Raw genomic sequence first — 10,256 nt, forward strand, 5'->3', positions numbered from 1 at the left:
CACCGGCGGGTTTCTTGATCGCGACGGTGACCAGCCCTGATTCGCCCTCGTAGCCGAGATCGGTGAGGACCGGCAGGTCGTGGCTGACCCAGCCGAGCAGGGCTTCGCGCAGGCCGGGGGTGATGACCTGGACGTTGCCGCCGTGGTGGCGGTGTTTCCCGGACCACCACAGGTCGATCGGTTTGCCGTTGCGGCCGATGACAGGGCCGGGTTCGTGCAGCCGGTCGGTCGCGATGAGCGTGCCGTCCACGCTGAGGTGTTCGTGCCCGGCCAGATGCGCATCCCGTATCGCGGTCCCGGCGTCCGCCGCCTGGTCGGCGAGAACGTCGATGCCTTCGTGCAGGTAGGTGTAGGCGGTGGTTTTGCCGATGCCGTTGTCGCGGGCCAACTGCGCGACCCGCGTGCCGTCGAGGAACCAGCGCAGCACCAGCACCGCCTGCGCCAGGCAGTCCAGCGCGCGGCGGCCGGCGCGGGTGCCGCGACGTCGGCGTTCGACCTCGAGCAGTCCGGCCAGGTACTCGGCGGTGTACTCACTGATCGGCAGGATCGCGGCGTATGTCATGCTCACGATGCGCAGAACCTCTATGAAGTTGATCTTTGGAAGGACCTACTTCATACCCGAGGTTCTGCGCTTTCTCGTTGCACCCCAACACTTTCCGGCGTCTCCGCAGCTCACGCCACCCACGACGCCGCTACCGGGAAAGGCTCAGTGCCTGGTGGAAGCGCAGATTCGCGGTACCCGCCCCCGTTCCAATCCTTCTTCGCCCCGGCACGCTCCTCGGAGCGAACGACCGCCTCGAGTTCCATCAACTGCCCTGATGTCGCGAGGGCGCTGTGGTCGATCGCGCCGAGTTCTACGATGCGGCGCACTCGGTAGAGCTCCTGGACATCTTCCGGGGAGAGCGTCTTGACCACGGCGCCTCTGTGCATCCGATATACGACCAGACCCTCGTACTCGAGCAAGCGTAAGGCCATGCGCAAGGTGTGCCTGGCAACACCGAGTTCGGCCGACAGTGCCACGTCTCGTAACGGTGCACCCGGAGTCAGGACACCCTCAAGGATGCGATCGCGCAGGACAGCGACAACCCGTTCGCCGACGGGCACGGACTCAAGGGGTTCTTTCGGTTCGCTCACACCTGAAGACGAGCAAGTTTTGTTCCATAACCTCACAAGTGGTATTCATGCCAAAATACACTTCTACCATGTCTTTTTCTGGATTCAATCATGCCTGGCAGAACCTCATCGATGGAATCATTCCATCAATATCGCGCATCTGGACGTTGCGGTGGCCGGGAACGCGCCAGGTGGATCCAGTCCTATGGCGGGCATCCGCTCGATCGGCGCCCACTCGCCCTGTAGGTGAGGTGTGGTTGCGGCACGCCGCGCTGGGGGCGGCCGTCTGGGCAACGCGTTCTCTGGCTGTCAACAATCGGAATCGACTTGGTCGATACAGCCCCGCGAGGATCTGCGGGGAGGCCGGGGTCCGCTCGAAACCCGAACCTCACCGGCGTTGCGCAGAACCGCATGCGATCACACATCACCCCTCGACATCTGCCACGGGAGTAGCCCGGCGCTCATTCCGAACCGGAACATGTCTTCTGAGCGAGGACCTCGCGCAACGGCACCACGTCGACACCGGCTGCCTCAAGTTCTCGTCGCACCGCTCGCGCTTGAGTCACCGCGCCAGTGGTGTCCCCGTGCAACAGGACGGTGTCGCAGTCAACGGAGATGTCTGTACCGGTGATCGTGCGAACGAGGCCGTCGGTGACCATGCGCACTGTGCGTGCCACGACCTCGTCATCATCGTGGATGAGCGCGTTGGGCTCTGTTCGGCGTACCAACGTCCCGTCGTCGAGGTAATTCCGGTCGGCCATCCCGATCACACCCACCGCGATGCCTCGCTCGCGGGCGGCCACCGCGAGTTCACCTTCCTGAGTGAGTACAACTTGGTCGGGGCCGAGCATCGCAACAGCGTCCGCAACCGCTTCGGCGTAGTCGCGGCGCACGACAACCAGGTTGCCGAGTTTGCCGTGCGGCGCGATATGAGCGATCCGTGTGCCGTGTGCCGTGGCGAACGCAGCGAGAGCACCGACCTGATACAGCAGGTCGGTGCGGACCTCCTCGACGCTCAGATCCATCGCGCGACGACCGAAGCCGACGATGTCCGCGAACCCTGGATGTGCACCGACGGCGACACCGCGGCGGACACAATGGGCTACCGTCGCGTCCATGATCCGGGGGTCGCCCGCGTGGAAGCCGCAGGCTATGTTTGCCGAGGTCACCACATCGAGGAGCGTTTCGTCGTCGCCGATACGGTATCGGCCGAATCCTTCACCCAGGTCGGCGACAAGATCCACTGCGCGTTTCATTCGATATCACCTCTATTGATGTGACGGCAGCTGATGCCGTCGGAGACTCGGGACAGATGACCGGCATGGACAATGTGCCCGAGTCCGGTGGATCGGAAAACGACTCCGACGCGCTCGGCCAACTCGCGCAACATCCGGTCCCTGGCACGGACCGCTCGGATCGCATCGGTCACATCCGACAGCCGAAAGGTGACCGAGTCCCCGGGCGCCAGTTGGGCCAGCCGGTCGACCGCCGTGGTCGTGGCCACACCGATCACCGGATAGCCCGCGACCAGCAATCTCCCGCGGAGCAGCACGAGCAGTCCGCCTCCCGGTGGCACCTCGATGGCTCCGACCGGGACACCGCGCGAAAGCATCTCTCCACCCACGGTGCGGGGCGGCGTCGGACCTCTCAGACGCAGACCCACGTAATCGGACTGCGGGGATACGGTGTAAGTCTGTTCCGAACCGACGATGCCCGAAGCGAACTGACCTGCCTCGGGCCCTGCCGTCATCTCGATGACAGCGGAGTGTGAGAACGTCTGCTGCGGAGCACCGAGCCGGAAAAAGGGGAATTGGGAACAAGGGTGATCGAGGGATTCGAAAACCGATTCGATTTCGAGTTCGTCTCCTGCGTGGAGACGACGGCTGACGCCGAGCAGTGGGTCGGGGGCGACACTGCCCAGCACCGGCACGCTCACAAGCTGGCCGTTGAACGCCAGGTAGGACCGCAGTCCGGCAGTCGGCGAGGGCACCGTGAGTAGCTGGCCGACGCCGACCAACAACGGTTCGCCAGCAGGGTGCCGGACCCCGTCCATGAAAATGTGGTTCATGGCGCCGGTGGCTGCCACCAGCACGGGCGCAGAGCAGCGCAAACCGAGAGCCGAACCGGTCACCTCCAGCAGAGGAGCTGCCGCAGGGTTTCCGACCAAGGTATTCGCCACGACAGCCGAGTACTGATCGGATGCGCCGTTCGCAATCAGACCGACTCGGCCGAGTCCGGGGCGACCGAGATCTTGTACGACCGCATGCCCCGCCTGCAAGACGGTGATGGTCGCGGTAGTCACGCGGTCTCAGCAGACGTCTTGGGCAGGCGATCGGCCCACATATGCCATTGTGTCGCCGGGACCGGCACGAACCGGAACCGATCTCCGGGCCGATACCAAACGAGGTTCTCGTCGGTCATGTCGAAAAGGCGCAATGGTGTTCGGCCGATGATCCGCCAGCCGCCCGGAGAGACTACGGGATAGATCACGGTGTTGGGCCCACTGAGGCCAACCGAGCCCGGCAGAACGCGGGTGCGTGGATCGGGCAGACGGGAGACGGGAGCCGGCAGGGTGGGCCCGTTGAGAAACGGGGCACCGACGGGAGCGCCACAGAACCGGACGGTCCACGCACTCCCGGTATGAATATGCACGACTTCGGTCGGCGAGAGGCCCACCTGGCCCCCGACATCCGCAAGATCGGGACCATATTCCCCTCCGTACACCACCGGGATCTCGAAGTACCGCGACAGTGTCGGGGCCTTGGGGCGTTCCACGAGGTCGATGAGCGAACGCACGGCCTTACGCATGGTCTCGTGGTCGGTGATCAGCGGATCGAAGGATATGAACGCGTGTTCGAAAGTAGCTACGACGTCCACCAAACCGACGGGCAACGCCTGCCGGAGCGCCGACGCGAGTTTATCGGCGCCTTCCCAGCGCGCTTCGGCGGTTTCCCCGGGAGGCGTGAGGAGCAGGCCCGAATCACCGTATTCCCGGATGTCGATTTCATTCGTTAACATCACTCCGCCTTCGATCTGTGTTCTGTCGACGGTGTACTGAGAGGGTGGTCGGGCGAGCGTGCCTGCGGCTGAGACAACGAATGTATTGCCCGCTGGGGCGCGGGGACCGGAGGTCAGGGCACGAAGGCGAAGGCCCGCACGGGGAAGGTGGACAGTCGCCGAATGGCGGGCGGTACTGCGCTGAACAGGGCTCCCGTGTTCGGCAGGCGGTCGAGATTGGTTAGGTTTTCGACCACGGGGATGTCTGCGCCCAGCAGGATGGTGTGGGCGGGGCGGTGTTTTCCGCGGGTATCGTCGATGTTGACCGAGTCGATGCCGACGAGTCGAGCACCTGCGTCGACTAGTGCTTGTGCCCCGGCCGCGGTGAGATGGGGGTGGGTGGGACCGCCGTAGTGATCAGTTCCCCAATGACGGTCCCACCCGGTACGCACGAGGACTGCGGTATTCTGCAACTGCAAACCGGAGAAAATGTCCGGGCCGCACAGCCCCTCATCGGCCTCTACGACAATCACAGGCAGCATCGCGCAGGTCTCGAGCATCAGGTCGGCCAGGTCCTTACCGTTCCGGAAGCGGTGAGCTGGCGTATCCAGATAGGTTCCCGTGTTGCCTACCATCGTGATCTGCCCGATCACGAACTCAGTTCCGGCAGCGTAATGCTCGGCTGACGCATCGTAGCTGAGATATTCCGCGATCCGCGGGCCGGGTAACCCGGGATGGGTTGTCATACCGTGCTCGATGGTCTGGCTCAGATCGATCAGTCGCATGTCGTTTTCTCCTGGCAGAGTTGGCGTTCGATGATCGGTCGTGGCCGTTGTCGGTAGGTGTGCGGGAGTGAAGGTCGGGTACCGACCCGCTTCCGGGCGGCTCAGTCGCGGTACGCGCCTAGGTGCCGTCGGCGCCGCTGGCGTGATGCAGGTCTCGTCCGCGGGTTTCCGGTGCCATCACGATCGAGGCGACAACTCCGACAGCGCTGATGATGCCCGCGATGAGCATGGTTGGGCCGATGCCGGTGTGGGCGAGCAGGAGGGGAGTCAGGAAGGTGCCGAGCGCGGCGCCGACTCGGCTGATCGCGGTTCCTATGCCGACTGCTGTGGCCCGGATCGCTGTGGGAAACAGTTCGTTGGGGTAGATCCATTGCATGATCGTCGGGCTGCCGATAGCGATGGCGTAGGTGGTGAACATGAGCGCGATCACCACGGTGGGCGCGTCGGGCCAGATGCCGAGGGCCAGCAGGGCGATCGTGGCTATCGTGAACGGCACGATCAGCAACCGGCGTCTGCCGATGCGATTGGCGAACAGGGTCGCCACCACACAGCCGATCAGGAACAGCACGCCGATCATGGCGGAGCCAACGGTGGATTGTCCGGGACTGTTGAGTCGGAATGCCTCCAGCATGGCCGGGCCGAAGGCGTAGATCGCGTAGATGGGCCAGATCGAGCACGTCCAGAAGATCGCGATGAAGATAGTGCGACGGAGGTATGGCTTGCCGGTCAGGTCGCGCAGCCCCGCATGATCGGGTTCCGCCATGTGATCGGGGAGCTCCACGCCGGGGCCGAGGGCCTTCACGAGTGCACTGCGGGCTTCGTCGGTGCGACCGCGGGAGGCCAGCCAGCGCGGCGATTCGGGGGTGCCCCACCGGGCCATGACCAGTATCAGCGCTGGTACCGCCGGGGAGAGCAACATCCATCGCCAGCTGTCGGGGCCGAACTGGGCGATGGCGTCGCCGATAAGGTAAGCGGCGACATTGCCCGCTGCCCACATCGCGGTCAGCCAGCCCAGGAGGCTGCCGCGCTTGGCGCGGGGGGCGAACTCGGCTTGCAAGGCGGTCGCGATCGGGTAATCCGCACCGATCGCCACCCCGGTCACCAACCGGGCGATAAGGAGCCAGACCGGACCGTCGGCGAAGAATTGCGCGACCGAGCACACCACGATCAGGATCAGGTCCAAGGTGTACATCACCTGTCGGCCTATCCGATCGGTGACATAGCCACCCACCAGCCCCCCAGCGAACATTCCGATCAAGGCCGCCGCGGCCAGCAGCCCTTGCCAGACGCCACTCAATTGCCATGCGGGGGTGAGCTGTGTCAGTGCGATTCCGACGATTCCCAGCACGTATCCGTCCAGGAAGGGGCCACCAGCCGAGTACACCGTCAATCGGCGATGAAAAGCAGTCATCGGGGAGTCGTCGAGCGACCGCGTCTCGATCGTTGTCGCTAGGACGCCCGTCGATTGCCCAAGGTCGCTAGGTCTCCCGTCGAGACGTTGGCCTTTGAATCTCATGCTGGTCTCCTGAACCTCGAGCCGACCGCCGAAGCTGTGACGGCGCTAACAGCCATAGTGTTAATTGTTGGACGATCTGTTGTCAACAGGTCATTTCATTCGGGCGTGCAGCTGCATGGAAGAGAGGGATGCCCTTCCTTGTTGAACAATCTTGGTGTTAGCATCACCGCGTGACGAAGAACAATCCAGCCGGGTCGGACGCCGCGACAAGCGAACGAGTCGCCGCGGCATTGCGTGATCGGATCATGCAGGGCGAGCTCGCACCGGGCAGCCCGCTACGGGAAGTGCCATTGGCGGCGGACCTCGACGTCTCCCGCAATACATTGCGGGAGGCGTTGCGACTACTGGCCGCCGAGGAACTGGTCGACCTACACCGCCACCGCGGTGCGGTGGTCACAATCCTGTCGGCAGAGGACCTCCGCGACATCTACCGGGTGCGCCGGGTCGTGGAGCTGCGGGCCGTAGACGACATCGCGTTGACCCAGCCGGGAACCGCGCAGGCCATGCAGGATGCGGTGGCGGCCTCCGAGTCCGCTCTACAAGCCGGGGCCTGGCGTGATGTCGGCACCGCGAGCCTGCAGTTCCATCAAGCGCTGGTAGCCACACTCGGAAGCAATCGATTGGACGCGCTGTTCCGGACAATCGTCGCACAGTTGCGGCTCGCGTTTGCCGCCGCGGAAAATGAGGCGGACCTGCAAAGGCCATGGGTCGCACGAGATCGCGAGATCTGCGAGCTGTTGATCGCGGGGCTACGAGCGACAGCCGCCGCCGAACTACGGCGCTATTTGGACGATTCCGAGCGAGCGATGCTCGAACTGGCACGACTGCGCCCAGCGCGCGAACTCACCGAGTCGGGTACCGCTCGTCGTCCCGGCACTGTGTTGGGAGGTATGTGATGGCTACTCCACCCGCAACGTATCAGGCCAGCTCCGACGGGCCGTTGACCGTAGACCGAAGCTTCTATGACCTGATCGCGCGAAAACTCGAAGCGCGTGAACTCGTCGAGCGGTTCTCCATCCCGATCCGCTCAGGTCAGGCATGGGAGGTGCCGGCCGGGCATGTGTGCCGCATCGTCACCGTCGAGGGGCCGCAGGTGGGCGATTTCAATGTGTGGAACCGCCACGATCCGCGCGAACGGATGTGGGCGGCGCGTACCCGCCAACTGCAACGCGCCCACATCAGCACCTACGATCGGATATGGTCGAACCTGCCATTCCTCCGGCCACTGCTGACCGTCACCAACGACGCACTCGCCGACTACGGCATCGACGTCGATGGTGGCCGGGTGCACGACCTGCTCGGCTCGCGCTGCGATCCCTACGTCAACCGGATGCTGACCGGCAATGACTTCGACTTCCACTGCCATTCGAACTTGACACGCGCAGTACTACCGTACGGGTTGACCGAGTTCGACGTACACGACGTACTCAACGTATTTCAATGCACCGGACTCAACGACGAAGACCAGTACTTCGTCAAGACCTGCCCTGCGAAACAGGGCGACTTCTTCGAGTTCTTTGCCGAAATCGACCTGCTCTGCGCCCTGTCCACCTGTCCCGGCGGCGACCTGTCGGTGCCGCTGTGGGGACCAGACGCCAGCGACCGGACTGACATCTGCCGACCACTGGGGGTCGAAGTGTATCGCGTCACCCCGACACTTCTGTCCAGCTGGACACCACCTCAACGCGCCGCATACCGCAACCAACACGGGATGCGGGCGCCGCGATGGGAAGAGCCGGTTCCGTGACCGGCAAGCCACCACTCGAACATCGGCGGGAAACCTCTCACAATCACCCCGCTTGCACAAACTTATCGGACCGTCCCACCGCCCCGGATGTCCGCGGCACCGCTCGCAGACACACACAGATCAGGAAACTCCATGGCATCGAATCTGGTTCAACTCCTGCTGGAGCAATCGCAGCAGCGACCGGGTCTGCTCATCGGCACTGTCAACGACCAGATTCGGTTAGCCGATGCACTGGAGATTGCCGCGGGTGCGGCCGGAGAGCTCACCGCGCACGGAGTCGATCGTCGCAGCCGCGTCGCACTGGTGGCTTCGAACTCGACCGAGTATCTCATCGCATGGATCTCATGCATGCTCGCAGGCGTTCCGGTAGCACTGGTGAATTGCAGCTATCCGCCCGACCTGCTGGCCACGATGCTCGACCGACTTGAGCCCGCTGTGGTGATCACCGACCTGAAACAGGTGGATTTCGCCGAGAGAAGACCCGTGTTGCCACTGCACACTGTGCGATCCGCGCGGCCGAGCAATCCGCAGGCGCTGCCGGGTACTGCGGCAACCGAATCGGACATCGTGTCCTTCATGCACACCTCCGGCACGACCGGCGTGCCGAAGTTCTGTGCTCAGACACACGGCTATTTTCTGCGGCTCGGCCGAGACATGGCCGCGAGCCTCGGACTGACCGGCACCGACCGAATGCTGGCAGCGTTGCCGCTTTTCCACATCAACCCCCTCGGCTACGGCATCATCGGTGCGCTCAGCGTCGGAGCCGATGCGCTCACAGTCGACAGGTTCTCCGCACGAGGGTTCTGGCCGACGGTGAAAGAACATCACATCACTGCCCTGGCATTGCACGCGCCGCCTGTGGAGATCCTGAAGCGGGCCACTACGCGCGCCAATGCCGATGGGCACGAAGTGCGCACGATGTTCTACGCCGATACAGAATTCATGTCCCGGTTCGGCATCTCGCGAGCCGTTTCGGGATACGGATCGACGGAAGCGGCCGGGCTGAGCCACATGCACCGGTGGGAACTCGGTGACAAAATCCCTCTCGATTGCGGCCGATACGGCCTGCCATGTGCAGAGATCGAGGACCGCATCGACGAGATCGGGCAGATCCATATCCGAGAACGGCGGCAGAACGTGCTGTTCGCCGGCTACTACGCGAACGAGACTATCGATCCGAGCCTCGACGAGGACGGCTGGTTCGCTACCGGCGACCTGGGACGCCGCACCGCGGATGGGAAACTCGTGTTCATCGAACGAGCCGCCGAATCCATCCGTGTGAAAGGCGAATTCGTTCCGATTCCTTTCGTGGAGGGTCAGCTGGGGACGATCACTGCCCTGCGCGACCTTGCGCTGTGGAAACGCCCCGGCGAGATCATCGACGAGGAAATCGTCCTCTACGTCGTCGCCGATCCCGTTCCGATGGAAGCGATCCGAGATGTCAGCTCCGGCCTGCCGGCCTTCATGCGGCCCGCCCATGTTGCGCAGGTGCGGTCTATTCCGCGTGACGCCGCCGCCGGAAAGGTGCAACGTCGGTTACTACACGATCAGGAAGTCTTGTCGTGGGCGGCGCTTGTGTGGTGAGCCTCGGTCAGCGCGGCGTGAGGGGCCGCGCTGCAAGTTCATCCACACATCTGCCGTTCCTCGGACTGGACAGTATCCATCGCTTGGATTTTTCGAATCGATATTTATCTAGGGTTGTTGATCGCATGGCAAAGATTGTTCTACTCCCCGGTGACGGGATCGGAGGCGAAATCCTGGACGGTCCTGTCGAACTGTTACGTCGACTGGCCGCCGCGGGAGCCCCGGTCGAGTTGATCGGCCCGCTGCCGTACGGCACCTCGGGCTGGCTGGACTCCGGTTCGATCCTTCCGGACGAGACTCTGCGGGCGTGCAGGACGGCGGATGTCGTGCTGAGCGGCGCTGTCGGGACCCATCCAGGCGTCAGCGCCGCCGAATGTCCGAATCCCGAAATGGCGCTGATCAAGTTGCGTAGCCTGTTCGACCTCCGGATAAGCGTCCGCACCGTATGGGTGCCTGGATTCGAAGATGTCACCATCGTCCGCAATATCACCGGCGGCGCGTACGCCGACACTAG

Annotated in this window: 11 protein-coding genes; 4 read left to right on the forward strand and 7 right to left on the reverse strand. The window is 63.7% G+C overall.

Going from position 1 to position 10,256, the window contains the following annotated elements; translation table 11 throughout:
* The 7 genes from NA4_RS35425 to NA4_RS35455 form a co-directional block, all read right to left on the reverse strand.
* Positions 1-562, reverse strand: a 562-nt coding sequence (locus NA4_RS35425; RefSeq protein ID WP_067479971.1) for a transposase, incomplete at its 3' end; no start/stop codon positions are given.
* Positions 563-672: 110 nt separating this feature from the next.
* The gene (locus NA4_RS35430) at positions 673-1,134 is read right to left on the reverse strand and encodes a GntR family transcriptional regulator (RefSeq protein ID WP_169811191.1); all 462 of its coding nucleotides are present in this window, start codon (positions 1,132-1,134) and stop codon (positions 673-675) included.
* A 440-nt stretch (positions 1,135-1,574) separates the two neighbouring features.
* On the reverse strand, positions 1,575-2,369 hold the full coding sequence (locus NA4_RS35435) for a LamB/YcsF family protein (protein ID WP_067479975.1): 795 nt from the start codon (positions 2,367-2,369) through the stop codon (positions 1,575-1,577).
* Positions 2,366-3,415 carry a 5-oxoprolinase subunit C family protein gene (locus NA4_RS35440; protein ID WP_067479977.1) on the reverse strand — a complete coding sequence of 350 codons (1,050 nt, stop codon included), beginning with the start codon at positions 3,413-3,415 and terminating at the stop codon, positions 2,366-2,368. Before NA4_RS35440 ends, NA4_RS35435 begins: the two co-directional genes overlap by 4 nt.
* Positions 3,412-4,131 carry a 5-oxoprolinase subunit B family protein gene (locus tag NA4_RS35445; RefSeq protein WP_067479980.1) on the reverse strand — a complete coding sequence of 240 codons (720 nt, stop codon included), beginning with the start codon at positions 4,129-4,131 and terminating at the stop codon, positions 3,412-3,414. The genes NA4_RS35440 and NA4_RS35445 overlap by 4 nt, the downstream gene beginning before the upstream one ends.
* Positions 4,132-4,244: 113 nt before the next feature.
* Positions 4,245-4,895 carry a cyclase family protein gene (locus NA4_RS35450; protein WP_067479982.1) on the reverse strand — a complete coding sequence of 217 codons (651 nt, stop codon included), beginning with the start codon at positions 4,893-4,895 and terminating at the stop codon, positions 4,245-4,247.
* Between the two features lie 118 nt (positions 4,896-5,013).
* Entirely contained in the window at positions 5,014-6,306 is a 1,293-nt protein-coding gene (locus tag NA4_RS35455) for an MFS transporter (protein ID WP_245671740.1), read from the reverse strand.
* Between the two features lie 275 nt (positions 6,307-6,581).
* On the opposite strand from NA4_RS35455, the gene NA4_RS35460 reads away from it, so the two are divergent.
* The 4 genes from NA4_RS35460 to NA4_RS35475 all read left to right on the forward strand — a co-directional run.
* Positions 6,582-7,307: a GntR family transcriptional regulator gene (locus NA4_RS35460; RefSeq protein ID WP_067479984.1), complete on the forward strand. Its 726-nt coding sequence runs from the start codon at positions 6,582-6,584 to the stop codon at positions 7,305-7,307.
* On the forward strand, positions 7,307-8,158 hold the full coding sequence (locus NA4_RS35465) for an urea carboxylase-associated family protein (RefSeq protein ID WP_067479986.1): 852 nt from the start codon (positions 7,307-7,309) through the stop codon (positions 8,156-8,158). Before NA4_RS35460 ends, NA4_RS35465 begins: the two co-directional genes overlap by 1 nt.
* Positions 8,159-8,290: 132 nt before the next feature.
* Complete coding sequence (locus NA4_RS35470) at positions 8,291-9,742, forward strand: AMP-binding protein (RefSeq protein ID WP_067479988.1); 1,452 nt, start codon at positions 8,291-8,293, stop codon at positions 9,740-9,742.
* Between the two features lie 125 nt (positions 9,743-9,867).
* The coding region (locus NA4_RS35475) for an isocitrate/isopropylmalate family dehydrogenase (protein ID WP_245671741.1) at positions 9,868-10,256 on the forward strand (389 nt) is incomplete at its 3' end.

The organism is Nocardia amamiensis NBRC 102102 (assembly GCF_001612745.1).
GTDB lineage: Bacteria > Actinomycetota > Actinomycetes > Mycobacteriales > Mycobacteriaceae > Nocardia > Nocardia amamiensis.